At 72.2% G+C, this 23,866-nt stretch carries 28 protein-coding genes and 1 pseudogene; 11 read left to right on the forward strand and 18 right to left on the reverse strand.

What is annotated here, in order from left to right:
• Window positions 1-72: 72 nt before the first annotated feature.
• The 10 genes from ACZ53N_RS27830 to ACZ53N_RS27875 all read right to left on the reverse strand — a co-directional run bounded on the left by ACZ53N_RS27830 (window position 73) and on the right by ACZ53N_RS27875 (window position 6,232).
• Window positions 73-2,091 carry a cell division protein FtsK gene (locus tag ACZ53N_RS27830; protein ID WP_469143549.1) on the reverse strand — a complete coding sequence of 673 codons (2,019 nt, stop codon included), beginning with the start codon at window positions 2,089-2,091 and terminating at the stop codon, window positions 73-75.
• A 180-nt stretch (window positions 2,092-2,271) separates the two neighbouring features.
• Window positions 2,272-2,502, reverse strand: coding sequence for a hypothetical protein (locus ACZ53N_RS27835; RefSeq protein ID WP_469143550.1), 231 nt, complete (start codon window positions 2,500-2,502; stop codon window positions 2,272-2,274).
• 2 nt (window positions 2,503-2,504) lie between these two features.
• Window positions 2,505-2,663 carry a hypothetical protein gene (locus tag ACZ53N_RS27840; RefSeq protein WP_469143551.1) on the reverse strand — a complete coding sequence of 53 codons (159 nt, stop codon included), beginning with the start codon at window positions 2,661-2,663 and terminating at the stop codon, window positions 2,505-2,507.
• 273 nt (window positions 2,664-2,936) lie between these two features.
• A complete protein-coding gene (locus ACZ53N_RS27845) occupies window positions 2,937-3,335 on the reverse strand; it encodes a DUF6251 family protein (RefSeq protein ID WP_469143552.1) in 399 nt (132 codons plus the stop codon).
• A gap of 40 nt (window positions 3,336-3,375) precedes the next feature.
• The gene (locus tag ACZ53N_RS27850) at window positions 3,376-3,615 is read right to left on the reverse strand and encodes a hypothetical protein (protein WP_469143553.1); all 240 of its coding nucleotides are present in this window, start codon (window positions 3,613-3,615) and stop codon (window positions 3,376-3,378) included.
• An 86-nt stretch (window positions 3,616-3,701) separates the two neighbouring features.
• Entirely contained in the window at window positions 3,702-4,850 is a 1,149-nt protein-coding gene (locus tag ACZ53N_RS27855; RefSeq protein WP_469143554.1) for a DUF2637 domain-containing protein, read from the reverse strand.
• Window positions 4,850-5,044, reverse strand: a complete 195-nt coding sequence (locus ACZ53N_RS27860) for a hypothetical protein (RefSeq protein ID WP_469143555.1) — start codon at window positions 5,042-5,044, stop codon at window positions 4,850-4,852. The genes ACZ53N_RS27855 and ACZ53N_RS27860 overlap by 1 nt, the downstream gene beginning before the upstream one ends.
• Window positions 5,041-5,394, reverse strand: coding sequence for a hypothetical protein (locus tag ACZ53N_RS27865; RefSeq protein WP_469143556.1), 354 nt, complete (start codon window positions 5,392-5,394; stop codon window positions 5,041-5,043). Before ACZ53N_RS27865 ends, ACZ53N_RS27860 begins: the two co-directional genes overlap by 4 nt.
• Window positions 5,391-5,792, reverse strand: coding sequence for a DUF6907 domain-containing protein (locus ACZ53N_RS27870; RefSeq protein ID WP_469143557.1), 402 nt, complete (start codon window positions 5,790-5,792; stop codon window positions 5,391-5,393). The genes ACZ53N_RS27865 and ACZ53N_RS27870 overlap by 4 nt, the downstream gene beginning before the upstream one ends.
• Window positions 5,789-6,232 (reverse strand): DUF6907 domain-containing protein, encoded by a 444-nt coding sequence (locus ACZ53N_RS27875; RefSeq protein ID WP_469143558.1) that lies wholly within the window; start codon window positions 6,230-6,232, stop codon window positions 5,789-5,791. The genes ACZ53N_RS27870 and ACZ53N_RS27875 overlap by 4 nt, the downstream gene beginning before the upstream one ends.
• Window positions 6,233-6,521: 289 nt before the next feature.
• Here ACZ53N_RS27875 and purB point away from each other — a divergent pair, with 289 nt between their 5' ends.
• From purB to ACZ53N_RS27895, 4 genes are all read left to right on the forward strand, one after another.
• Entirely contained in the window at window positions 6,522-7,964 is a 1,443-nt protein-coding gene (gene purB / locus ACZ53N_RS27880) for an adenylosuccinate lyase (protein ID WP_469143559.1), read from the forward strand.
• 124 nt (window positions 7,965-8,088) lie between these two features.
• Window positions 8,089-8,634, forward strand: a complete 546-nt coding sequence (gene mug / locus ACZ53N_RS27885; protein WP_469143560.1) for a G/U mismatch-specific DNA glycosylase — start codon at window positions 8,089-8,091, stop codon at window positions 8,632-8,634.
• A 44-nt stretch (window positions 8,635-8,678) separates the two neighbouring features.
• Window positions 8,679-9,890 (forward strand): sensor histidine kinase, encoded by a 1,212-nt coding sequence (locus ACZ53N_RS27890; RefSeq protein ID WP_469143561.1) that lies wholly within the window; start codon window positions 8,679-8,681, stop codon window positions 9,888-9,890.
• A gap of 44 nt (window positions 9,891-9,934) precedes the next feature.
• Complete coding sequence (locus ACZ53N_RS27895) at window positions 9,935-10,585, forward strand: response regulator (protein WP_469143562.1); 651 nt, start codon at window positions 9,935-9,937, stop codon at window positions 10,583-10,585.
• Between the two features lie 88 nt (window positions 10,586-10,673).
• On the opposite strand, the gene ACZ53N_RS27900 is transcribed toward ACZ53N_RS27895, so the two are convergent.
• Window positions 10,674-11,144, reverse strand: coding sequence for a Pycsar system effector family protein (locus ACZ53N_RS27900; protein ID WP_469143563.1), 471 nt, complete (start codon window positions 11,142-11,144; stop codon window positions 10,674-10,676).
• A gap of 334 nt (window positions 11,145-11,478) precedes the next feature.
• Here ACZ53N_RS27900 and ACZ53N_RS27905 point away from each other — a divergent pair, with 334 nt between their 5' ends.
• Window positions 11,479-12,090, forward strand: a complete 612-nt coding sequence (locus ACZ53N_RS27905) for a hypothetical protein (protein ID WP_469143564.1) — start codon at window positions 11,479-11,481, stop codon at window positions 12,088-12,090.
• A 167-nt stretch (window positions 12,091-12,257) separates the two neighbouring features.
• Complete coding sequence (locus ACZ53N_RS27910) at window positions 12,258-13,424, forward strand: ROK family protein (RefSeq protein WP_469143565.1); 1,167 nt, start codon at window positions 12,258-12,260, stop codon at window positions 13,422-13,424.
• A 25-nt stretch (window positions 13,425-13,449) separates the two neighbouring features.
• On the opposite strand, the gene ACZ53N_RS27915 is transcribed toward ACZ53N_RS27910, so the two are convergent.
• Window positions 13,450-14,190, reverse strand: a complete 741-nt coding sequence (locus ACZ53N_RS27915; RefSeq protein WP_469143566.1) for a GntR family transcriptional regulator — start codon at window positions 14,188-14,190, stop codon at window positions 13,450-13,452.
• A gap of 150 nt (window positions 14,191-14,340) precedes the next feature.
• On the opposite strand from ACZ53N_RS27915, the pseudogene ACZ53N_RS27920 reads away from it, so the two are divergent.
• Window positions 14,341-15,086 (forward strand): annotated as a pseudogene (locus tag ACZ53N_RS27920) (SDR family oxidoreductase).
• Window positions 15,087-15,103: 17 nt separating this feature from the next.
• On the opposite strand, the gene sigJ reads toward ACZ53N_RS27920, so the two are convergent.
• Window positions 15,104-15,997 (reverse strand): RNA polymerase sigma factor SigJ, encoded by an 894-nt coding sequence (gene sigJ / locus ACZ53N_RS27925; protein WP_469143567.1) that lies wholly within the window; start codon window positions 15,995-15,997, stop codon window positions 15,104-15,106.
• Window positions 15,998-16,154: 157 nt separating this feature from the next.
• Between sigJ and ACZ53N_RS27930 the strand changes: the two genes are divergently transcribed.
• A complete protein-coding gene (locus ACZ53N_RS27930) occupies window positions 16,155-16,985 on the forward strand; it encodes an alpha/beta fold hydrolase (protein ID WP_469143568.1) in 831 nt (276 codons plus the stop codon).
• 20 nt (window positions 16,986-17,005) lie between these two features.
• On the opposite strand, the gene ACZ53N_RS27935 is transcribed toward ACZ53N_RS27930, so the two are convergent.
• The gene (locus ACZ53N_RS27935; RefSeq protein WP_469143569.1) at window positions 17,006-17,440 is read right to left on the reverse strand and encodes a VOC family protein; all 435 of its coding nucleotides are present in this window, start codon (window positions 17,438-17,440) and stop codon (window positions 17,006-17,008) included.
• Window positions 17,441-17,633: 193 nt separating this feature from the next.
• Between ACZ53N_RS27935 and ACZ53N_RS27940 the strand changes: the two genes are divergently transcribed.
• The 3 genes from ACZ53N_RS27940 (at window position 17,634) to ACZ53N_RS27950 (ending at window position 22,202) form a co-directional block, all read left to right on the forward strand.
• The gene (locus ACZ53N_RS27940) at window positions 17,634-19,205 is read left to right on the forward strand and encodes an alkaline phosphatase D family protein (protein ID WP_469143570.1); all 1,572 of its coding nucleotides are present in this window, start codon (window positions 17,634-17,636) and stop codon (window positions 19,203-19,205) included.
• A 76-nt stretch (window positions 19,206-19,281) separates the two neighbouring features.
• Window positions 19,282-20,667: a dihydrolipoyl dehydrogenase family protein gene (locus tag ACZ53N_RS27945; RefSeq protein WP_469143571.1), complete on the forward strand. Its 1,386-nt coding sequence runs from the start codon at window positions 19,282-19,284 to the stop codon at window positions 20,665-20,667.
• A gap of 158 nt (window positions 20,668-20,825) precedes the next feature.
• Entirely contained in the window at window positions 20,826-22,202 is a 1,377-nt protein-coding gene (locus tag ACZ53N_RS27950) for a GNAT family N-acetyltransferase (protein WP_469143572.1), read from the forward strand.
• A gap of 22 nt (window positions 22,203-22,224) precedes the next feature.
• Here the strand turns inward: ACZ53N_RS27950 and ACZ53N_RS27955 are convergent, their stop codons facing one another.
• From ACZ53N_RS27955 to ACZ53N_RS27970, 4 genes are all read right to left on the reverse strand, one after another.
• Entirely contained in the window at window positions 22,225-22,596 is a 372-nt protein-coding gene (locus ACZ53N_RS27955; protein WP_469143573.1) for a toxin Doc, read from the reverse strand.
• Entirely contained in the window at window positions 22,596-22,829 is a 234-nt protein-coding gene (locus ACZ53N_RS27960) for a hypothetical protein (protein WP_130876588.1), read from the reverse strand. Before ACZ53N_RS27960 ends, ACZ53N_RS27955 begins: the two co-directional genes overlap by 1 nt.
• 53 nt (window positions 22,830-22,882) lie before the next feature.
• Window positions 22,883-23,404: a rhodanese-like domain-containing protein gene (locus ACZ53N_RS27965; protein ID WP_469143574.1), complete on the reverse strand. Its 522-nt coding sequence runs from the start codon at window positions 23,402-23,404 to the stop codon at window positions 22,883-22,885.
• A gap of 69 nt (window positions 23,405-23,473) precedes the next feature.
• Window positions 23,474-23,620 (reverse strand): hypothetical protein, encoded by a 147-nt coding sequence (locus tag ACZ53N_RS27970; RefSeq protein ID WP_469143575.1) that lies wholly within the window; start codon window positions 23,618-23,620, stop codon window positions 23,474-23,476.
• Window positions 23,621-23,866 lie beyond the last annotated feature (246 nt).

Genomic DNA, 23,866 nt, shown 5'->3' on the forward strand with positions numbered 1-23,866 from the left:
TCAAGGCCAGGTTCGGGCGCTAGTGGGGGTGCTAGACCTAGCGGTGACGGCTGCTAGGTCTAGCACCCTGGATCAAGGTCGGGCGGCGTCCTGTTGGGCGATACGGCGGGTGACGGCGGTGACGACGTCAGCCCGGACGATTCCGCGCCGGTTCTTGCCCTCGCCCCTGTCGGTGGTGCCCCACACTTGGTCGACGGTCACGCCCCAGGGCTTGAGTGCGCTGGTGACGTTGGCCCCGGTCCACCCGCGGTAGGACTCCGGGCGGAGGTCTGCGAGGCGGGCGGCGACGCGCTCGCACCAGATCTTGTCCTCGCTGGCTGGGACTACCTTGAGGATGTCGCCGAGGACGTCGGCGCGGGCGCCCTCGTCGGGTTCGTGGCCGAGGGCGTGGCCGGTGATGTTGCCGTACTCCTCGCGCATCATCCGGGCCCGCTCGACGATGGCCTCCGCAGCGGGGGCGTCGACGTAGGCGCCGCACACGATGCGCGGCTCGTCGCCTTCGCCGGCCATCCAGCAGATACCTCGGTCGGAGCGCGCGAACATCGTCGCCCGAATGCCCGCCTTGTACATGCTGGTACCGAGGACCATGTCGTTGGCGGGCTGGCCCATGACCTTCAGGCAGAACCGCAGGACGGCGTTCGCGCTGATGCCCGTGGGCAGGGACTTGGCGTCGGGTCGCTGGGTGCCGAACATGCCCACGATGCCCAGGGCGGGGCCGCGCTTAGTGATGTCGGTGCAGATCTCCTCGAGCTCCGCCCCGTACTCCTTGTGCTCGAAGGGCACCTGGCACTCGTCCAGGCCCACCACGATCGGGTGGAGACCAAGGGACTTGTCGCTGGCCAGGGCGGGGGTGACCTTGTTCTCCGGGCACCTTGACCGCGGCAGGGACTTGATGACCTTCGCTCGGCGCCGCAGCTCGGCCCGCAGTTCCCGCAGGGACCGCAGGACGTACAGCAGGTCCTCGTCCTCCTCGCCGGCGCGGTAGCGGTGGGCGACGGGTTCGAGGGCGGAGAAGTCGCCGGTCCCCTTGAAGTCGAAGGCGTGGATCTCGGCCCGCGGGTCGAGTGCGGCAATGAGGAGGAACAGGCGCATCAGGAAGGTCTTGCCCATGCGGGGGATGGAGCCGACGACGACCGAGGCGAACATCAGTGTGACTTCGACCCAGCGCATGCGCTGGTCGTTGCCGAACACGACGGGCTTGAACAGGTCGACCTGGCCCTCCTTGGCCAGGGGCCATGTGGGCTTCTTTGTCTCGTTCATGGGCTTGTCGCCGACCCACAGGATCAGTCGTCCCTGGTGCTCGGTGGGGTCGCCGGAGGGCCAGACGCAGCCCAGCTTGCGGCGCAGCCCGGAGGCGAGGGCTTCCCGCTCTTCCATGACGTCCTCGGGCACAACGCCGTAGGGCAGGTCGAGGTCGGCGCGGTACCCGGGGCCATCGCGGGTGATCTCGGAGGTGAAGCGCATGCCGTCCATCTCGCCGCCCCTCTTGATGGCGGCCGAGATCTTCGCGTTGCCGATCGAGTTCAGTCCCCGCAACACGATCACGGACGTGAGCTTCTGAACCTCGGTCTTCACCACGGCCGGGCCAATGACGGGCGCGTCCTGCGGCTGAGCCCAGTAGCCCAGGGTCAGGACGCCTGCAGAGGCGAACGCCAGCAGGTAGCCGGGGGCCATGACGTACAGGGTGAGGGCGAAGCCAAGGCCGATAGTCAGTGCCACGAGGGCGACCAGGCCGCGCAGCCTGATGCGGTCCGATCGCAGCTTGGCGAGCCGCATGTACTCGTCGACGTCCTCGGCCCGCACGGTCGCGTCCCGGAGAGGTGAGGCTTCCCGATCCCACACCCATCGGTTCGTGGCAGTGATGAACCGGCAGGTGCCGCGCGGGGCCTGGAGGGCGAGCCCGGTGACGTAGTAGGGCAGGCGCACCCCGTGGTAGAGCGACGCGTAGCCGAGGTGCCCGCCGGCGCGACGTGCTGCGGCGAGGAAGTCGGCCCGATTCGTCAGCCACCCCGCCACCACCGGGCGACGCTTCTCGGCGGTCACGCCCGGGGCCGCCAGGTTCGGGTTGTCGACGGGCTTCGGCTCACCCATTCCAGCCGCGAGTGCCGGGCTTGGGGTGGATACGGGCCTGGCTCCGGGGGATTTACCCGGGGTGGCGGGTGTTGCGGGTACGAAGGTGTCCGTCATGCTGGTCTCTCTCCTGTACTCGTCAGGGTGCGGAGGACCAGGGCGGCCGGTGTCCTTGTCCGGGGTCCGGCCGCCCTGGGGCAATCAACCGCGCTTGCCGCGGACCTTTCGGCGGGCCTTCTCCGCCCGCTCCTCGGCGGCCAGCCGGTCCCGTTCGGTACGCTCGGCCTCACGGCGCAGCCGGGCGTCTTCCTTCAGTTGGTCGAGACGGTCATCGACGCGGGTGGTGGACTTTCCGCGGGTGACGCGCCAGCTGCCACGGGCCAGCAGGAACGCGGCTCGGGTCATCTCGGACGGGGTGTAGTCGTTGGCCATGGTCAGTGGCCCCCGAGGGTGCGGATGACGCGTTCGGCTTCCTGCGCGAACGGCTTGTCGCCCTCGAGGAGGGTGTGGATCAGTTCGGCTGCGGCACCGTCGTAGTCGCCGGCCTTGGCGAGTTCCACGATCCGGTCGGCTTGGTCGTCTTCGAAGCTCACGGCGATTCCCTTCGAGGCTGATTTCTGGTCGGGCCGGGCAGGTTAGGAGGTGCTGCCCCACTCACGGCTACAAGTGCCGCACTGCTCGGCATCGTTGGGGTTCGTGGTGCCGCACCCACAGGTCCACGGCATGCCCTCGTACACGGCCGTCGTTTCGGCGACCCGCTGCGCGGCGCGGCACTCCTCGGCGGTCATGGTTCTCCCATCCGGGCCGGACTGTCCGGCCCCACCGCACCGCCCGGGGGTTGGCTCCCGGGCGGACGGAAGGGCAAGTCAGTCCTTGCGCCGGGACTTGCTGACCGCCTCGGCCGCGGCCTGCCCCTCCGGGCCCCCGACCGTTCGCACGATCGTGACGACGGCCCAGCCGACAGCGACGAGGACCAGGGCCACGGCCGCCAGCGAGATGGCCATTGAGGTGAGGGAGGCGACGAGGAGGGGCCCGAAGTAGACGCCAGCGGCCACGGCACCGCCACCGACTCCGGCGCCGGCCGCGAGACGCTGAACGGTGCGGTCCGGCGGGGCCTGGTGAATGTGCTGAACCACGATTGGCGCCGGGCCAGCCTCGGCGGGGACGGGCAAGGAGTCGGGCCGGTGCACCGGCATCGGGGCGGGCGGCGGGACTGGGGCAGCGGGGAGGTGGTTGTCGAACTGGTAGCGGCGCGACTGGTTCACGATTCCTCCGGGGCGGCGTGTCAGGGGGCAGTGGTTGAGGTCAGGCGGTGGGACGGGGCAGGGCACGGCAGAAGCTGGCGTGCTCGTTGCCCTGCGGGATCGTCGTCAGCGCGCTGTGCCCCCGGTCCGACTTCCTCCCGCAGCCCCGGCACTCGAAGTGGCTGCGGTAGGCGTCGGGGTCGGCGGCGATCACGTCGACATGAGCACCGGTGAGGTTCACGAAGCGGACGTGCACGTCCTGGGGCCACGAGCTCCAGGCGGTCTGAACGCTGATGGGCATCGGGTCTCCTGTCGGGAAACGGGGTCCGGCTGGTCCGGCCCTGGGCACCGGCCCGGCCGCAGTGGCCGAGTCGGCACGCGGGGCCGTCAGACGTTCGCGGCCTCGGCTTCTTGAGGCGCCTTGGCTTCCTGGTAGCGGCTGGCGACCCACCCGACCGACCAGCCGGTGAGGTCCGCGGTCTCCCGCACGGTCCGGCCAGCGGCGAGCCCCGCCAGGGCAGCGGCACGGGCCTCCACCTCGGGCAGCTTGTTCACCGTCGTGTCCCGGTCGGTGTTCACCGGTAGCTTGGCGGGGCGTTCACGGCGGGGCGCGGCGCGCTGTTCACGGGCCGCCTTCCGCTCCCGCTCCGCCTGTTCACGCGCCGCCTGCTCGGCCTGTTCACGGGCGGCCTTCTCCTCGCGCTCCGCCTGTTCACGGCGCCGAGCCTCGGCCCGTTCACGCGCCGCCTCAGCCTCGCGGTCCCGGCGTTCACGCTCCGCCTGTTCCGCACGCTCGCGCTGTTCACGGTCGGCCCGCTCCTGGTCCTCCTGACGGATGCGGGCCCGCTCCTCACGCTCCTCCCTCGCTTGGCGTTCCTCGCGTTCACCAGCCCGTCGCGCCAGCTCAGCGGCATGTTCCCGCTCCGCCCTCAGGCGGGCGTCCTCACGGTCGGCCTGTTCACGAGCCAGCCGGGCCGCGTGTTCACGGGCCACCCGCTCACGGTGTTCAGCTGCGGCCTGCTCCTGTTCACGGGCCTGACGCTCGCGCTGTTCACGAGCCTCCGCCTCGGCCTGTTCACGAGCATGTTCATCGCGCTGTTCACGGGCGATCCGTTCCAGCGCCCGAGAGATCGCCCGGCGGTACGCCAGGCTCGTCTCCGCCGTGACGATCAGCAGCAACGGGGCGACCGAATGAACAGCCACGCCCACCAAGTCGTGATGAAGCGCGGAGTCCCCCACGTTCAGGGCGAGTGTCATGATCCCGGTCATCCAGCGCAACAGCGCCGGCCACGGTCCGCCGTCACCGCCGAGGCGGGCAATCACCGAGTCCAGTCGGACCACGATCACCACCGCCGCGTCCACGACCACCGGCAGGATCGGAGCCGTCCACGCCCAGCCCGGCGGGGTGACCCCCCGCACCAGGGGGGTCACCGTCAGGACGCTGAACAGAACGGCACCGCAGGTGATGGTCCACGAGCCGAGCGAAAGCGTGCGCTCAGCCCCACGGATCATCTCGGGGGTAACCGCCACCTTCATCACTCGCCCACCTCCCCACCCTGCCGGGCGATGGCGTGGGCGTAGAGGTTCAGGCCGCGCCGGTCACGGGCCGCATAGGCGGCGACCATGCACGCGAACAGGTACGGAACCGGAGGAAGGGGCTGAGGTGCCCCGCACACCGCACGGAGCGCGGCGTGCTCGGTCGGCCTCGGCACCGGGAAACGCTTCTTCACGCCCCGGCCCCCTCGTCATCAGGCCATACGATCCGGGTGAGCGCGGCCTCGAACGCGTCGAGCCGGGCAAGGGAGCCCCGGGCCGCGTGGATCTCCAGGCGGGTGGCGCGGGCCAGGTTGACGAACTCAGTGTCGCGCTGGGCGGCCAGCCGGGCCGACCGAACGGCCACCGGCAGCGTGTCGAGGACACCCAGAAGGGTGGCCGTCGCGTACTGCAGCTCACCCACGGTCGTCAGCAGGACGGCCGTGGACGCGGTCCCCACGTTCAGGGCCTCACTGCTCTCCAGCAGACGCCGCGCGTGCTCGACGCTGGTCCGGTCCGGGACGTTCAGCGGGTCGGCGGCACTCATGCCTGCCGCCCGAGCTGACGCGCCTTGCTACGGATGGCCTCGGCGTGGGCGACGAGCTGGTCCGCGAACGCCAGGGCAGCGACATCGTCCAGCTCCGCGCACTCCCCGTCCCCGGACGCATCAACCGCCAGGTAGGCGCCCTTGCCGTCGAACGGCCAGTGCGCCAGGTGCACGCTCAGGATCGGGTTCGCCGGACCGGAGAACACCGGGGCCGGAAGCGAAATCTCGTTGCCCTGGTGGCTCATGTCCTCCAGGAAGTTCAGGTTCTCGGCAGCGTGGTCGAGCGTGCACCACGACGGGCACGGAACGCTGATCTCCATGCCCTGGACGAACGCCGGCACCATGCGCGTCCCGGGCTGCGAGGAGGAGAGAGAAGCGGTGACCCGGTTGGCGCTCATCCTTGGACCTCCCACTCCGCGCGGGCGGCAAGGAGTTGGGCGTGCACGTGGTCGAGCTCGTCGAGACGGTCGCGCAGGGTATCGATCAAGTGGGCCAGAGCGGCCGGGTCCATGTCCTCGACCCAGTGCCCGTCGACGATCTCAACGCTCACGTTGGGCAGCCGCTGGTGGAGGCTCTCCGAGTAGGGGTGGACGTCGAGGATCGTGCCGAGAACGCTGACAGGCACGTTCGCGCCTTCGCCGTCGACGCTCATGTCCACGACGGTGTTCATTTCGTAGCGGGCATGGGTGACGTCGACCCGGGACTCGCCGAAGTCGAGAGCGCGCTGGTGGTCGGTGGTGCACCACGACGGGCACCGGCCGGTGATCTCCTCAACCGTAGCCGGAACGTAGCCGGGCCGGCCGGTGAAGGGCGCAGGGGTGGGTACAGTCGAGCTCATGGTGAGACTCCCTTGCACGAGGGTTCTGACCTAGGCCCCGCGGCCGGTGTGTCACCACCGACCCGGGGCCGTTCCGTTTCCACGGAGGATCTGGTGCTATCTAACAGCAGATGGTGCTACTAAGCAACAGCTTCGCAGGGTGTCGTCCCGTTCGCGCCCCAACGAGCCCGTCTCACAGGCGTCTCACACACGCGCCACCGAGAGGCCACGCCGGTAGCGCCTGACCTGGAACTTCAGCGGGCCGCGTGGACTCTACGGACGCCATGGACGGCCTGTATGCTCCGGTCACGTGACTGCTGCGTCTTTGAAGCCCCGCATCCCCAATGTCCTCGCCGGCCGCTACGCCTCGACCGAGCTGGCCGTCCTGTGGTCCCCCGAGTACAAGGTCAAGCTGGAGCGGAAGCTGTGGCTCGCGGTACTCCGTGCCCAGAAGGACCTGGGGATCGAGGTGCCGGACGCCGCCCTCGCCGATTACGAGCGGGTCCTGGAGCAGGTCGACCTGGCCTCCATCGCCGAGCGCGAGAAGATCACGCGGCACGATGTGAAGGCCCGGATCGAGGAGTTCAACGCCCTCGCCGGCCACGAGCACGTCCACAAGGGCATGACCTCCCGTGACCTCACGGAGAACGTGGAGCAGCTCCAGATCCGGCTCTCGCTGGAGCTGATGCGTGACCGCACGGTCGCCGTCCTCGCCCGCCTCGGCAAGCTCTCCGGCGAGTACGCCGAGCTGGTCATGGCGGGACGCTCGCACAACGTCGCCGCGCAGGCCACCACCCTCGGCAAGCGCTTCGCGACCACCGCCGACGAGCTGCTCGTGGCCTTCGGGCGGCTGGAGGAGCTGCTCGGCCGCTACCCGCTGCGCGGCATCAAGGGCCCCGTCGGCACCGCCCAGGACATGCTGGACCTGCTCGGCGGCGACGCCTCGAAGCTGGCCGAGCTGGAGCAGCGGATCGCGGGCCACCTCGGCTTCGCGCACGCCTTCACCTCCGTCGGCCAGGTCTACCCCCGTTCGCTGGACTACGACGTGGTCACCTCGCTGGTGCAGCTGGCCGCCGCGCCGTCCTCGCTGGCCAAGACCGTCCGGCTGATGGCCGGCCACGAGCTGGTGACCGAGGGCTTCAAGCCGGGTCAGGTCGGCTCGTCCGCGATGCCGCACAAGATGAACACCCGCTCCTGCGAGCGCGTCAACGGCCTCATGGTCATCCTGCGCGGCTACGCCTCGATGACCGGCGAGCTTGCGGGCGACCAGTGGAACGAGGGCGACGTCTCCTGCTCGGTGGTGCGCCGTGTCGCGCTGCCCGACGCGTTCTTCGCGCTCGACGGCCTGCTGGAGACCTTCCTGACGGTGCTCGACGAGTTCGGCGCGTTCCCGGCCGTCGTCGCCCGTGAGCTGGACCGCTACCTCCCCTTCCTCGCCACCACCAAGGTGCTGATGGGCGCGGTGCGCGCCGGGGTCGGCCGCGAGGTCGCCCACGAGGTCATCAAGGAGCACGCGGTGGCCTCCGCGCTGGCGATGCGCGAGCAGGGTGCCGAGCGCAACGAGCTGCTCGACAAGCTCGCCGCCGACGAGCGCATCCCGCTGGACCGCGCGGGTCTCGACGCCCTGATGGCCGACAAGCTGTCGTTCACCGGTGCCGCCGGTGACCAGGTCGCCACGGTCGTCGCCCGGATCGAGGAGATCGCCAAGCAGCACCCGGAGGCGGCCGCGTACGCCCCCGGCGCCATCCTCTGACGCCTCCCCCGCGTCCCACGGACCGCCCGCCGCCGCGTCCTCCCCGGACACGGCGGCGGGCGGTCCGCGTTGTCCGAGGGCGCCAGGGCGCCAAGGGCGCTATGGGGCACCGCCTATCATCGGGATGTCCTCTTCTCCGTTGATCAAGGTGGGCCGCACAGTGGTAGGTGACGTGGTCGCGGAGGACCTGCGGGTCCTGTTCTGCGGTATCAACCCCGGGCTGATGTCCGCCGCCACGGGCCATCACTTCGCGCGGCCGGGCAACCGTTTCTGGCCCGTGCTGCACCGGTCCGGCTTCACGCCCCGGCAGCTCGCCCCGGCCGAGCAGGAAGAGCTGCTCTCGTACGGGCTGGGCATCACCAACGTCGTGGACCGGCCCTCGGCGCGGGCCGATGAGGTGAGCAAGGAGGAGTTCCGCGCGGGCGGGCTGCTGCTCACCGAGAAGGTGGCACGGCTGCGGCCCCGGTGGCTGGCCGTCGTCGGCGTCACCGCGTACCGGATCGCCTTCGACGACAAGCGCGCGGTGATCGGACCGCAGGAACGGACGATCGGCCCGACGCGGATCTGGGTGCTGCCCAACCCCAGTGGTCTGAACGCCTCCTGGACGCTGCCGAGGATGACCGAGGAGTACGAGCGGCTGCGGGCCGCCGCCGAATCCACCGCCGACTGAGACCGCCGCGCGGCTGCTGCGAGGCCCGCTGCGAGGATGGCGGGATGCATGCCCCACCGCGCCCCGCCCCACCACGCCCCGTGTTCCGGGCCGTCACCTTCACCTTCACGCGCTGGCTGCACCTGGTCATGGCCACCGTGCTCGCCACCCTCTGCGCGCTCGTCCACCCGGGGCTGGAGGGTCTCGGCACGCGGCAGGCGGCCTGGCTGCTTGTGACGCCCGTGCCCCTGCTGGTGGCGCTGGCGATGATCCCGGCGGTCCGGCTGTCGGAGGGGGTGCAGGCCCGGCTCCTGCTGTTCCCCGGTACGCACGACGGCGGAACGCCCCCTTCCCGCAGTACGTCATGGGGCGACCGGTGGCGGACGGCTCTCTGGCTGGTGCTGCGCTACGAACTGGGCGTGCTGACGGCGTTCCTGAGCGTTTGGGTCCCCCCGCTGACGTGGGCTCTGCTGCGCTCCGCCGACCGTGGCCGGGTCCTTGAGGCGGCTGTGTGGTGGCCGGCGGGCGAGGGCCGGTGGTACGCGCTGCTCGCGCCGCTGCCGCCGGTCCTCCTGCTGGCGTTCGTCGTCGCGGCGGGCGCGGCGCTGGCCGCGGCGGCGAAGGCCCTGCTCGGGCCGTCGGCGACCGAGCGGCTCGCCGCGTTGGAGGAGCGTACGGAAAGACTGCTGGAACACAACCGGCTGGCGCGGGAGTTGCACGACTCGGTCGGGCACGCCCTGACGGTGGCCGTGGTCCAGGCGGGCGCGGCCCGGGCGGCGGGGTCCGCGGAGTTCACCGAGCAGGCCCTGGCCGCGATCGAGGAGACGGGCCGGCACGCCCTGGAGGACCTGGAACGGGTGCTGGGCATCCTGCGCGAGGACGCCCCGCCGACGGCCGGCCGCCCCACCCTCGCCGACGCCGAGCGGCTGCTGACGGCGGCGCGGGGCTCCGGGGCGCAGGTCACGTCGGAGGTGAGCGGTGCGCTGGACACCGTCCCGGGGCCGGTCTCGCGGGAGGGTTACCGCATCGTCCAGGAGGCGCTCACCAATGTGGTGCGGCACGCGGGCCCGGTGCCGGTGTCCGTGCGGATCGCCGTCCGCGACCGGGCCGTGGAGCTGGAGATCCGCAACGCGCTGTCCGGGGCGGCCGGCACGGTCGCAGGCAGCGGCAGCGGTCTGCGGGGCATCCGCGAGCGTGCCGCCCTGCTCGGTGGGCGGGCCGAGGCGGGGCGGCACGAGGACGGCTGGCGGGTACGGGCGGTGCTCCCCCTGGGCTGACCGCGCTCGGCCCGGGCCCCCTGACGTCCCATTAGGCTGGCCCGGTGCCGATAACCGTGCTGCTCGTGGACGACGAACCCCTCGTGCGCGCCGGGCTGCGCGCCATCCTCTCCGCGCAGCCGGACATCGAGGTGGCGGGCGAGGCCGGGGACGGCGCGGCCGTCCTGCCGCTGGTGCGGAGCCTGCGGCCGGACGTGGTGGCGATGGACGTGCGGATGCCGCTGCTGGACGGAATCGAGGCGACACGGGCCGTGCTGCGCACGGTGGCGGCGCCCCCGAAGATCCTGGTCGTCACGACCTTCGAGAACGACAGTTACGTCTACGACGCGCTGCGCGCCGGTGCGGACGGTTTCCTCCTCAAGCGCGCCGCGCCGGCGGAGATCGTGCAGGCGGTGCGGACGGTGGCGGCCGGGGATTCCCTGCTGTTCCCCACGGCGCTGCGCAGGCTCGCGGCCTCGTACGGCAACGAGCGCGCCCGCGCGGTGATGGAGCGGGCGGCGCTGACGGCCCGGGAGGCGGACGTGCTGCGGCTGATGGCCCGCGGCATGTCCAACCCGGAGATCGCCGCGAGCCTGACCCTGGGCACGGAGACCGTGAAGACACACGTCAGCGCGGTACTGGCGAAGCTGGGGGCCCGGGACCGCACCCAGGCGGTGATCGCGGCGTACGAGTCGGGGTTCGTCGCGCCGGGGTGAGTGACCGGGCGTCGGACGGGACTGGGAATCGGGAATCGCGTGGGCGGGGCGGCCCCTTCTCGCCCTCGGCCTTCCTGGCCGCGGCCCCCTACTCCACGAGGTCGACGAGGAGCCCGACCACCAGGACGAGCAGCGCGCCGGCCGTGATCTCGACGGCGCGCCGCAAGAGGCGGAACTTCTTGCGGACGATTTGGGCTCGCCGGATGAGCCCCGCTGCGCGACGGTCGGCGGCGAGGTCGTCGAGCACCGCCTCCGGCTCGGAGCAGGCCGCCCAATACAGGTAGGAGCCCGGGGACGGGGGCGTGGTGAACGCGGGCCGCAGCGCCAGGAGGGCGGTCATCATCGCGGCGACGAAGCCGGCCGCGGAGATGCCGACCAGCACCGCGGACACCGTCGAATGCCGTGTCGGGGCGACGGCCACGAGAACGGAGAGGGGAATCCCCAGAGCGGTGACCAGGGCAGCGGCCTTCTGGTCCGAGCGGCCGATCTCCGTGGTCACGTGGTCGTGGGCTCGCGCCAGCTGATCTTCCAACGTGACGCGGGGCTCCGGGTCAGCCACGGCGTACGGTCGGATCCAACGTAGGGACCAATTCGCCCAGAGGGTCCATGGCGGCCCGCGCGGTGGGCCCTTCGTCGCTCGTCATGAATCCACGCTACTGGCGCAACGAGCTGCCCGTGCGGGGTTCTCGCTCCCTGAGCCACCGTCCAGGCCCATCGCGCGAGGACCGGGCTGGAGCAACCCGTTTCTATGGGAAATTACAGCCAAGTTTGATGATTCAGTCTGTTTAAAGCCATTTGATCATCTTTCAGTGTGCGCGGTGCGCCACGCTTCCCTACGTTGAGGGCTGTCAGGCAGAGAATCTCTCCGCCTGCACAACCGAAGGAAGTACCTCATGCGCTCCATGCGCACCACGGCCACTGCCAGGACCTTCCTGATCACCGCGATCGCCGTAGTCGGCCTCACCGTCGCCCCCGCCCTCGCCTTCGCCCAGCCCGGTACGGACAGCGCCCGGGCTCACCACGCCACCGGGGCCCCCGGCAGTAACGGCGCCAACGGCGTCGGAACCCTCGGCGGAATCGGCGGCCTCGGCGGCACCGGTGGCGCCGCGGGTGCCAACGGCAACGGCGGCAACGGCGGCGCCGGTGGCGACGCCACCGGCATCGCGAGCGTCGGCGGGGCCGGGGGCACGGGCGGCGCGGGCGGGGCCAACGGCAACGGAGGCAATGGCGGCTTCGGCGGAGCGGCCGCGCTCGGCGGCAAGGGCGGCAAGGGCGGTGTGGGCGGCGTCGGCAATGCCGGGGCCGGTATCGCCGGCGGCAAGGGCGGCAACGGTGGCGCCTCGACCGTCGGTGGCGGCCACACGGGCGGCACGGGTGGCGCCGGCGGCGCGGCCAGTCCGGTGTGCCCGGGCAAGCCCGGCGGCAACGGCACCGCCGCCACGATGTTCGCGGACGGCACCACCGGCGCCACCGGCGCTGCGGGCAAGACCACTCTCCCCTGCTGAACACACCTCCGGCGAGCGGGTCACCGCGGCAGGACAGGAAGCACCGGTCCAGGACATCGCACCGGTGACGACCGGTAGCCGCGGTAGCGCCGCTCGCCGACCCGCACGGCACCGGATACGATCCGCACGTCAGGGCAAAGGGGCGCGCGAAGCGAGGAGGCGGCACGTTGGGGCGGCTCACCGGCGGGGACCCGTCTCTGCTGCGGCGGATCAATTCGGCCGTGGTCCTGCACGCGTTGCGCACAGCCGCCCCGTCCGCGGCACCCACTCTCACCGACCTCGTCAAGCTGACCGGGCTGTCCCGGCCGACCGTCGAGGGCGTGATCGAGGGGCTGATGGAATCCGGCCTCGTGATGGAGGCGGCCGCCGAGGAGGGCGCGGCACGCCGCCAGGGCCGCCCGGCGCGGCGCTTCAGGTTCCGGGTCGAGGCGGGTCATCTGCTGGGCATCGAGATCGGGCCGCACCGGGTCGCCGCCCTCCTGGCGGACCTGCGCGGACGCGTCGTGGGCTCGGCGTCCTTGGAGGTGTCCGAGACCGCGTCGGCCGACGAGCGGCTGGAGCGGGTGCGGGAGGCCGTCGCCGATCTGCTGCGGCGCTCCGGTGTGGCGTGCGGTTCGTTGCGCGCGGTGGGGGTGGCGAGCCCCGGCATCGTGGAGGCCGACGGGACGGTCCGGCTGGGTACGGCGCTGCCGGAGTGGACCGGGCTGCGGCTCGGGGAGCGGCTGCGCCGCTCGTTCCGCTGTCCGGTGCTGGTGGAGAACGACGCGAACGCGGCCGCGGTGGCCGAGCACTGGAAGGGTGCGGCCACCGACTCCGACGACGTCGTCTTCGTGCTCGCGGGGCTGAGCCCGGGGGCCGGTTCGCTGATCGGCGGGCGGCTGCACCGCGGTTTCGGTGGTGCGGCCGGGGAGATCGGCGCGCTGCATCTGCTGGGCCGGGAGGCCACTCCGGAGGAGGTGCTGTCCACCACCGGGGAGCCGCTGCACCCGCTGGACGAGGCGCAGGTGGCACGGGTGTTCACGCTGGCCCGGGAGGGCGACGCGCGGGCGCGGGCCGCGGTGGAACGGTTCATGCGGCGGCTGGTGCACGACGTGGCGGCGCTGGTGCTGGCACTCGATCCGGAGCTGGTCGTGGTGGGCGGCTGGGCGGCCGGACTGGACGGTGTCCTGGAGCCGCTGCGGGCCGAGTTGGCCCGCTATTGTCTGCGGCCGCCCCGGGTGGCGCAGTCGCTGCTGGGCGAGGCCGCGGTGGCGACGGGCGCGTTGCGCCTGGCTCTCGACCACGTGGAGGAACAGCTCTTCGCGGTCGAGAGCACGGTCACGGCACGTCGCTGACCGGGCTCCGGTTCTCGAACCTGCGTCAGCCGGCCAGCAGCTGCATGCCCGAGTCACCGAAGGTGAGCTTGCAGGTGTCGGCGCGGTAGGTGGCCACGGCGACGGCGACGGTGCGGCCGTTCGCGTAGTAGCGGGTGGTGACGAGGAGGACGGGCGAGCCGGGGAGCCGGTCGAGCTGCTTGGCGTCGTCGGCACGCGCCGAGCCCAGCTCGACGGAACGGTCCTGGCCCTCCAGGTCCAGCCGCTGCAGTTCGCGCAGGACGGCCCGGGCGCGGCCCGCGCCGGTGAGCGTGCCGATGGCGGTGAGCGAGGGGACGCTGTCCGCCGGTACGTACAGCAGCTCGGCGGCGACCGGCTGGCCGTGGTTGCCGCGGGTGCGGCGGACGGTGTGCACGACGGCGTCGGCGGCGGTGCCGAGAAGGCGGGCGATGGCGGCGGGCGGGGCGGCCACGACGCTGTCGACGGGCTGCCAGCTGTCGGCGCCCGCGCCGGGCCAGCTGTGCTCGGCGTCGCCGACGGCGACGCCCACCCGGGGCGGGGCGACGGTGGTGCCGACGCCGCGGCGGCGCTGGAGGCGGCCTTCCAGCTCGAGCTGTTCGAGGGCCTGTCGGAGCGTGGCCCGGGCGACACCGAACCGGGCCGCCAGCTCACGTTCGTTGGGCAGGATCTCGCCCACGGCGAACTCGGAGTCGAGTGCGTCGGTGAGCACGGTCTTCAGGTGCCAGTACTTCGGCTCCGGCACCGTTTCCAGCTGCGTGGTCCCCACCCTGATCCTCCGCAAAGGCTTTGTGCGCGCTTCTTTATTAAAGGTTGTTGCAGTATCCCTGTGACCATAGGACGGTACGCACACTTGGTCAAGACCAATGACAGAGGTACGGTCGATGATCATCAGCTCTTCATACTCGGGACGGCGAACATGGATCAGGTCACCGTGATCACAGGTGGCGGCCGGGGCATCGGGGCGGCGGTCGCGATACGGCTGGCCCGTGCCGGACACCACATCGGCATCGGCTACGAACGGGCCCGGGACGCCGCGGAGGAGACGGCGGCCGCGGTCCGCGCGGCGGGCGGGAAGTGTGTGGCCGTACAGGCCGACACCAGCGTCGAGTCCCAGGTCGACGAGCTGTTCGACACGGTGCGGGAGCGGCTGGGGCCGATCACCGGCCTGGTCAACAACGCCGGGATCACCGGGCTGCTCGGCCGCTTCACCGAGACACCGGTGGAGCGGATGCGCCGCGTCGTCGACGTCAATGTGACGGGGCGCTGATCTGCGCCCGGCGGGCGGCCCTGGAGATGTCGACCCGGCACGGCGGACAGGGCGGCGCGATCGTGAACATCTCCTCGGGCGCGGCGACCCTGGGCAGCCCCGGCGAGTACGTGCACTACGCGGCGAGCAAGGCCGCCGTGGACGCGCTCACCGTGGGCCTGGCCAAGGAGCTCGCCCAGGAAGGCGTCCGGGTCAATTCGGTGCAGCCCGGCATGATCGTCACCGATATCCACGCCTCGATGGGCGACCCCGAGCGGCCGTGGCGCAACCGCGACCGCGTACCCATGGGCCGCCCCGGCGAGCCGGGCGAGGTCGCGGGGGCGGTGGCGTGGCTGATGTCGCCGGAGGCGTCGTACACCACGGGCGCGGTGCTGCGGGTGGCCGGCGGACTCTGAACCCACCGGCCGGAAGGTCAGGCCGTCAGGCCCGCGAGCTTTTCGGGGTTGCGCATCAGATAGATCGCGGTGATGCGCCCGTCCTCGACATCGAGGCTGAGGACGCTGTCCGGCCGTCCCCGCGACAGCACGCACAGCCCCGGGCGACCGTTGATCTCCATGAAGCGGAACCCCGGCTCCGGAAGCGGCCCTTGGCCCACGGCGATGAGGAACCGGCCGACCTTGTCGGCGGTGTCGATGACCCGCAGCGGGGCCTTGGCCCTGCCTCCGCTGTCGCTGACGAGCCGCACGTCGGGCGCGAGCAGGGCGACCAGTTCCTCGATGCTGCCGCCGGTGGCGGCGGCGAGGAACCGCTCGGTGAGGTCGCGTTGGCGCGCGGGGTCCACCGCGAAGCGCGGCTTGCCCTCGTCGACGTGGCGCCGGGCCCGCCCGGCGAGCTGGCGCACGGCCGACTCCGAGCGGTCGAGGGTGACGGCGATCTCCTGGTAGGGGAAGCCGAACGCCTCGCGCAGCACGAAGACCGCGCGCTCCAGCGGGGAGAGCGACTCCAGGACGACGAGGACGGCGAACGAGACGGAGTCGGCGAGCACGGCCCGCTCGGCGGTGTCGGGAACGGTGTGGCCGAAGTCGGTGGCGATCGGCTCGGGGAGCCACGGCCCGACGTAGGCCTCGCGCCGGGACTGCGCCTGGCGCAGCCGGTCGATGGCCAGCCGGGTGGTGACGCGCACCAGATACCCGCGCGCGTCACGTACCTCGCCCCGGTCGGCGCCGGACCAGCGCAGCCAGGCCTCCTGGACGACGTCCTCCGCGTCCGCCACCCGGCCCAGCATGCGGTAGGCCACACCGGTCAGCGTGGACCGGTGCTCCTCGAAGGCGTCGAGCGCTGCGTCAGTCGTATTCAGGTCTCCCACGCCTCACATCCCACCCGACGCGGCGCCGGGTTGTCCACGTGAACCCGCTCTCACCACCGGGCGGGGGCGTCTCGCGTCCGAGGTCTACCCAGCGGTAACCGCTGCTGACATTCTGTCTCACACACGCCGAGCGCGGATGACGACAGGAGTTGCTCCCATGGTCGACACGATCTCGTTCCCCATAGCCACCCCCACCGGACGGCGGACCGCGGAGGTCGCCTACGAACGGGTGGGCGGCGGGGAGCCGGTGGTCCTGCTGCACGGCATCGGCCACCACCTCCAGGCCTGGGACCCGGTCGTCGGCGCCCTCGCCGCCGAACGCGACGTCATCGCCGTCGACCTGCCCGGCTTCGGCGTCTCCCCCGCGCTGCCCGACGGCATCGGCCACGACCTGCGGGACGTCACGGCCGTCCTCGGCGCGCTCTTCGAGGCGCTGGGCCTGGACCGGCCGCACGTCGTGGGCAACTCCCTCGGCGGTCTGCTCGCCCTGCAACTCGGGCACGAGAAGCTCGCACGGACCGTCACCGCCCTCTCCCCGGCCGGGTTCTGGACCGAGGGCGAGCGCCGCTACGCCTTCGGGGTGCTGCGCGCCATGCGGCACGGCGCCCTGAGACTTTCCCCCCACACGGTGGCGCGGCTGGCCCGTACGGCGGCGGGCCGGGCGGCGCTGACGTCCACCATCTACGCCCGCCCCGCGCGTCGTTCGCCGGAGGCGGTGATCGCCGAGACCCGCGCCCTGTGCGAGGCGACCGCTTTCGAGGTCACCCTCGCCGCCGGGCGTTCGGTGCTGTTCACCCACGACCTCGCCGAGGTGCCGGTCACCGTCGCCTGGGGCACCGCCGACCGGATCCTCCTGCGCCGTCAGGGCATCCGCGCCAAGAAGGTCATGCCCGGCGCGCGGCTCATCCGGCTGCCCGGCTGCGGACACGTCCCCATGAACGACGATCCCGCGCTCGTGGCCCGCGTCATCCTCGACGCCACCCGCTGACGGGCGCCGCGGCGGCCCGATCAGGCCCCGGGGAAGGGGACGTTGGTCCACTCGCGCGTCGAGAGCACCAGACGGTAGCCGTCCGGGTCCTCGACGGTGACCCCCCAGGTGTCCCAGTAGGGGTTGTGTGCCGGGACGCGCTTGCCGCCGTGCTCCTCGAGGCGGGCGACCAGCTCGTCCGGGACCGGGCCGTCGAGGTAGACGACGAGCAGGTCCTCGTCCGTGGGGACCGGCGCGGTGGGCGCGCCGGCCTCGTAGGACAGCTCCAGATGCCAGCCGGCGTCCGGCCAGCCCACCATGAGCAGCCGGTACTCCTCGCCCGGCGGGTCCTCGGCGGCGATCTCGCGCCGCCAGACCACGGACAGTCCCAGTCCCTGGACCCAGAAGCGCTCGGCGGCGTCGAGGTCACGGGAGGGGCGGGAGATACGTATGTGTGCGTGTGCGTCGGCAGGCATGGCGCGAGCGTATGCGGCGGTTGATCATCGCGCGATCGGTCGCTGGTCCTCGGACCTTCGTCGCAGGACGCCGCCCGGGCGCCTGTCCGGTGGGCGCTTCACCGCCCTCCGATGACCCGTTGTTCACCGTCCGTTCGGGCGCGAGGCATGTGGCACCGATAGCAAGGGGACCCGTGAGACACAGGAGGTTTCCATGACCCGGGATTCGGGGACGGCCGTCGACCGGCGCGCGGTGCTGCGGGGCTCGCTGGCCGGGGCCGCCGCGCTGACACTGCCGCCCCTGGCCGGGACAGCTCCCGCGCAGGCGCTGTCGGGGCGGCCCAGCGCCGACTGGGGCGTACAGGTCGGGGATGTGACGGCCTCTTCGGGGCTGGTGTGGGCGCGCTCGGACCGCAGGGCCCGGATGGTCGTGGAGACCTCGGCCACCGACTCGTTCCGCAGAACACGCCGCTGGGTCGGCCCGGTCGTCGGGCCGGACACGGACTTCACCGGCCGGACGCCGCTCGTCGGCCTGCCGCCCGGCGAGCAGATCCACTACCGGGTCGTCCTCGCCGACCCCGACGACCCACGGCGCACCGGCCGCCCGGTGTACGGCACCTTCCGCACCGCTCCGGCGCACCGGAGGGACATCCGCTTCCTGTGGTCGGGGGACCTCGCCGGGCAGGGCTGGGGCATCAACCCGGACCGCGGCGGGTACCGCGTCTTCGACCACATGCGGCGGCTGGACCCGGACTTCTTCCTGTGCAGCGGCGACACCATCTACGCCGACGGGCCGATCCAGGAGCGCGTCACGCTGCCCGGCGGCGGCACCTGGCGGAACGTCACCACCCCGGAGAAGTCGAAGGTGGCGGAGACGCTCACCGAGTTCCGCGGCGCCTTCCGCTACAACCTGCTCGACGCGAATCTCCGGGACTTCAACGCCCAGGTTCCTTCGATCGTCCAGTGGGACGACCACGAGGTGCGCAACAACTGGTACCCCGGCCAGATCCTCGACGACGCGCGCTACACCGAGAAGAGCGTCGACGTGCTGGCCGCGCGCTCGCTGCGGGCCTTCGCCGAGTACTTCCCCCTCTCCGCCAAGCGGCCCGACGAGGACGGCCGGGTCTACCGCGTGCTGCGCCACGGCCCGCTGCTCGATGTCTTCGTCCTCGACATGCGCACCTACCGCGACGCCAACTCCCCCGGCCGGCGGCCCGACGACAACGGCGGCATCCTCGGCGCACGGCAGCTGGCGTGGCTCAAGCGGGAGCTGTCGCGCTCGCGCGCGGTATGGAAGGTGATCGCCTCCGACATGCCGCTGGGCCTGGTCGTCCCGGACGGCGCGGTGAACTTCGAGGCCGTCGCGCAGGGCGACCCGGGGGCGCCGCTCGGCCGCGAACTGCAGATCGCCGAGTTGCTGCGGCACATCAAGCACCGCCGGATCACCGGCACCCTGTGGCTGACCGCCGATGTGCACTACACCTCCGCGCAGCACTACGACCCCGCGCGGGCGGCGTTCAAGGACTTCGCACCCTTCTGGGAGTTCGTCTCGGGGCCGCTGAACGCGGGCGGCTTCCCGGCGGTGGGACTGGACGGCACCTTCGGGCCCGAGCAGCCCTTCGTCAAGGCACCCACCACGGCGAACGTGCCGCCCGGGCAGGACAGCCAGTTCTTCGGGGAGGTGACCATCGACGCGGACGGCGGCGAGCTGACCGTCCGGCTGCGCGCCGAGAACGGGGCGGTGCTGTTCACCAAGGTGCTCCAGCCGGGGCGCGTCGGACAGTGACGCCGCCGGTGGCGGATGGGAAGGTGGGACATCCTGGGCGAGCCGAGCGGGACCTTATGGGAAGGGGCGCTGCGCCATGGCCGAGCAGGTGGATGTCGTCGTCATCGGTATGGGACCGGGCGGTGAGCAGGTGGCGGGCAGCCTGGCCGAGGCCGGGCTGAGCGTGGTGGGCGTCGAGGCGGAGCTGGTCGGCGGCGAGTGCCCGTACTGGGGATGCGTGCCCAGCAAGATGATGATCCGCGCCGGGAATCTGCTGGCGGAGGCACGGCGCGTGCCCGGCATGGCGGGTTCCGCCGAGGTCACGGCGGACTGGGGGCCGGTGGCCGCCCGGATCCGCGAGGAGGCCACCGACGACTGGGACGACCGGGTCGCCGCCGACCGCTTCACCGGCAAGGGCGGCCGGCTGGCGCGCGGGCGCGGCAGGCTCACCGGGCCGGGTCGGGTGGAGGTGACGGGGAACGACGGCGGCACCGAGGCCTTCCACGCCCGGCGCGGTGTGGTGCTCGCGACGGGCACCCGCCCGCAGATCCCGCCGGTGCCGGGACTCGCCGACGTGCCGTACTGGACCAACCGGGACGCGGTCGCCGCGAAGGAGCCGCCGCGCTCCCTGCTGGTGCTCGGCGGTGGCGCGATCGGTGTGGAGATCGCGCAGGTCTATGCCCGCTTCGGCACCCGCGTCACCGTGGTGGAGGCCCTGGACGCCCTGATCCCGGTCGAGGAGCCGGAGGCCGGCGAGCTGCTGGCCGGCGTGCTGCGCGAGGAGGGCCTGACCCTTCGGACCGGGGCGCGGGCGAGCGGCGTGCGGCACAGCGGCGACACCTTCACGGTCACGCTGGAGGACGGCGACGCGCTGACCGCCGAGCGGCTGCTGGTCGCCACGGGCCGCCGGGTGGACCTCGCCGGGCTGGGCCTGGAGACCGTGGGCCTCGACCCGAAGGCGCGGGCGCTCGCGGTCGACGGGCAGTTGCTGGCGGCGCCGGGGCTGTGGGGCGTGGGCGATGTGACCGGACACGGGGCGTTCACCCACGTCGCGATGTACGAGGCGGACATCGCCGTCCGGGCGGTGCTCGGCGAGCCGGGTCCCGACGCCGACTATCGCGCCCTGCCGCGCGTCACCTTCACCGACCCGGAGATCGGCGCGGTGGGCCTGACGGAGAAGCAGGCCCGACAGAAGGGGCTGCGGGTGCGGACGGGCCTCTCGCGGGTGCCGTCCTCGGCGCGCGGCTGGATCCACAAGGCGGGCAACGAGGGTCTCGTGAAGCTCGTCGAGGACGCGGACCGGGGAGTGCTGGTCGGCGCGACCTCGGCGGGTCCGGCGGGCGGCGAGGTGCTGTACGGTCTGGCGGTGGCGGTCCGGGCCGAGGTGCCGGTCGCGTCGCTGCGGCACATGATCTACGCGTATCCGACGTTCCACCGGGCCGTGGAGGACGCGCTGAAGGACCTGGGGCCGGGCGGAGGCTGAGGCCGCGGCGCGGGCGAGTGCGCGGCGGAGGGACGGGCGGCGGGGAAACCGGCAGCGGCGGAAACGGGCGCTTTTCACGGAACAGCCCGCAAGCACCCTTAACCCATCGGTCACAGGACGTTCGTGATCACGCAACACCGCTGGGCCAGGGTGGTGGCATGACCGACGAGACCCCCGCGAAGCGTGCTCACCGGCCCCCTCACTGGCGGCGGGACCTGGTCGAACTGGCCGCCCTGTTCATCGCGGTGGCCGCCGCCGACTCCGTGGCCAACACCGTCGTGCACGGCCCCGACGGCCCCTCCCTGCTGGTCGCCTCCGCCGGCGCCCTGCTGGCGACGACCGGGTTCCACACCTGGTGGGCCCGGCGGCACCACCCCGCTCCCCCGTCGGCGGCGGACGAGCCCCGGGGCGCCGAAAGTGCCCCGGCCCCCGCCTCCGGATCCCGCCCTAAGACGGACATCGGGGCGACGACGCTCTGGCGGATGCGCACCACCGTGCGCGACGAGCCCGGCAGCCTGGCCGCACTGTGCCAGGCGTTGGCACACCACCGCGTGGACATCCTCGCCCTCCAGACCCACCCGCTGGCCGACGGCACCGTCGACGAGCTGCTGCTGCGCGCCCCGGCGGCGCTGCCGCCCGGTGTGCTGACCCATGCCGTCGCCACCGGGGGCGGCAGCGGCACCTGGCTGGAGCGGGCGGACGCCCACGACCTCGTGGACGCCCCCACCCGGGTGCTGAACCTCGCCACCCGCACCGCGCTCGACGCCTCCGAACTTCCGCTCGCCTTGCGGCAGTTGCTCGGCCGGTGCACGATCCACTCGATCCCGGCACGCTCACCGCGCAGCGGCTCCCCCGCCGCGCCGGTGCCCGCGGAAGGTGTGTGGGAGGACACGGTGATGCGGTTGCGCGACCCGTCCGGCGGGTCGATCACCATCGAGCGCCCGTATCTGCCGTTCACGCCCACGGAGTTCGCTCGCGCCCGCGCGCTGGTCGAACTGGACGCGCGGCTCGGTCCGCGCGTACCGCCGCGCAGCGATGTGCTGACGCTGCCCGAGGGCAACGCGATCACCGTCCGCCGGGCCGACCCCGGCGACCTCGTCGCCGCGCGCGAGATGCACGACCGCTGCTCCCCCACGACGCTCGCCCTGCGCTACCACGGTCCGATCGGTGACGCCGATCGCTATCTGCGCCACCTCCTCAGCCCGCGCTTCGGCCGCACCCTGGCCGCGTACACCGCCTCCGGCCGTCTCGTCGCCCTCGGCCATCTGCTGTGGGACGGCGACGAGACCGAGGTCGCCCTCCTCGTCGAGGACGACTGGCAGCGGCGCGGCGTGGGCACCGAGCTGCTCGGCCGACTGGTGACGCTGGCCGGGGAGGCGCGGTGCGAGAGCGTCTACGCGGTGACCCAGGCCTCGAACACGGGGATGGTCGCGGCGATGCGCGCACTGGATCTGCCGCTGGACTACCAGATCGAGGAGGGCACGCTCGTGATCACCGCACGCCTGGCGTCGGCGACGGCGACCTCCACGCCCTGAGCGGTCGGTTTGCCGGTGCCGCTCAGATGCGCCAGGCGCGGATCCGCTCGGCGCATTCGTACACCTCGACGCGGTACTCCTTGATGTCCCGGGCGAGGTCGACGACGGCCCCGTACGGCGGGTCGATGCCTTCACCGGCGGCGGCCATGTAGGCCACGACGACCATGCACGCGTACAGGCTGCTGCGCACCGGCAGCGGCTGGAGCCGGACGAGCGTGTGCATCAGGGCGGCGGCACGCCAGGCGGCGTCGGGCCGGTAGTCGAACCGCGCCACGTCGAAGGCGTGCCGGGACACGGCCGCGTGGAGCGCCGTGTAGTCGTGCACGGCGGGCTCCTCGTGCAGCTTCTGCTCCTGCACGCCCAGGAGCCAGGGCAGATCGATGAGCAGAGCCATCAGGCCGCCGCGCCCCGCCCCGCGGACGGCGGGGCCTCCTCGGGGAAGGCCGCGTCGAACTCGGCCATGTTCTCGTTCCAGAACTTCGCGGCCCGTTCCACGAAGCGGCGGCGCTGCTGCTCGCGCACGGACAGGTCGTGCACATAGGCCTTGATGCTCTTGCCGTCGGCGGCGGCGGCCTCGCGGATGTCCGCGAGTTCCTGTTCGGTGAATTCCACGTTGAGTGCCGGCATTGCTCCACGGTACCGGGCCGGTACCGGCTGCGGCAGGGGCCCGGAGCCCCGGCTCAGCAGCCGCAGTCGTCCGAGTCGACGGGGGCGGTCAGCGGGTCGGCCGGCAGCTGCCGGGGGCCCTCCCAGGTGTCGACGGCGTAGCCCTCGCGGATCCAGTACTCGATGCCGCCGATCATCTCCTTGACGCGGTAGCCGAGGCGGGCGAGGGCGAGGGCCGCGCGGGTGGCACCGTCGCACCCCGGCCCCCAGCAGTGGACGACGACGGGGACGGCCGGATCGAGGAACTCGGCCGCGAGCTGCGGGATCTGGGCCGTGGGGAGGTGCACGGCGCCCGGGATGTGGCCCTGGTCCCAGGAGGGGGTGCTGCGCGAATCGACGACCACGAAGTCCTTGGCCCCGGCCGCCAGCGAGGCGTGCACATCGGCGACATCGGTGTGGAAGGCGAGGCGGGCGGCGAAGTAGGCCGCGGCGTCGGCGGGGGCCGCGGGCGGCATGGCGAGGACGGGGCTGAGGGCGGGGGCGGCGGGGCTCCCGGCGGGCTGCGGAAGCGAAGCTGTCGTGGAGGTCATGACCAAAAATCTACGGTTCGCGATCGCTGCGGTGAACAGCATTTCCCCGGCAAATTCCCTGTTCATCCGGGGATTTCACTGCCGGATGTCGCTCATGACCGGGCATTCCCCGGGCGCCATGGGCTGGCGTCGTGAGCGAGCGGGTCCGGTGCCCGGCGCCCTGGCCTGGCTGCCCCGCAGCCGCAGCCGCAGCCGCAGATCCTCCTGCGCCGCCGACGCCATATCCCCCACTTTCGGCACTCACGCCTGGCCAATAAACAGGAGACCACCCAGTTTCGCCTCACTATCGGTGCCACCGCATTGGCCAGGACTCAACTCCATCTGCAGTTCGACAACGCCCCGAATCAGCCCCTTCGCGCTGGCTTTTGGCAGGTACTGAGGCTGAACTCGTGTTGTCATAGGTGCTGACAGGTCTTGATCCTTGCGGTACGTCGACAGGTATGCGGTACGCACAGGGTGGTGGATTCA

The sequence above is a fragment of the Streptomyces sp. NPDC033229 genome, assembly GCF_055576875.1.